Consider the following 440-nt stretch of genomic DNA (forward strand, 5'->3'; position numbering starts at 1 on the left):
GCATAAAGGCTTAAACAACCGGGAGGAGAATTCTCACCTGCCGTTCCGAAAACGGGAACGAACGCGACAGGGTTTCCGGTCGGTCGGCTCATTGCAGCATTTCGTGTCGATCTTCTCCGCCGTCCGAAATCTCTTCGTCCCATCCCAGACCAACCGCTCCGCCGCACAAATTCGAGCCCATCGACGCCAGGCAATGGCCGCGTGGGAAGCCGTAAGCGCACGGCCTGCCTGAAAAGCGAGGTGTCGGCCTCACGCGCCCACATTGCAAACAACGTGACAACGCCCGCCGGCTTGCTCGCTCCCTCCGTCAGTGGCGCAACCATGCCCGACGAAAGCGCCTTGCGGCGCCACGCATAGAGCTGCGAGGGGTCCAGCCCTCGGAACGCGCAACCACCGAGACATTGCCTCCTGGCGAGAACGCTTCGGCGACAAGCCGTGCC

The 440-nt window shown here is 62.7% G+C and carries 1 protein-coding gene; it reads left to right on the forward strand.

The genetic code is table 11. From position 1 onward, the window contains the following. A partial coding sequence (locus EOC06_RS44655; protein ID WP_245470452.1) for a DDE-type integrase/transposase/recombinase occupies positions 1–232 on the forward strand: 232 nt, incomplete at its 5' end. Positions 233–440: the final 208 nt, after the last annotated feature.

It is taken from the genome of Mesorhizobium sp. M7A.F.Ca.MR.362.00.0.0, assembly GCF_004023175.1.
Taxonomy (GTDB): domain Bacteria; phylum Pseudomonadota; class Alphaproteobacteria; order Rhizobiales; family Rhizobiaceae; genus Mesorhizobium.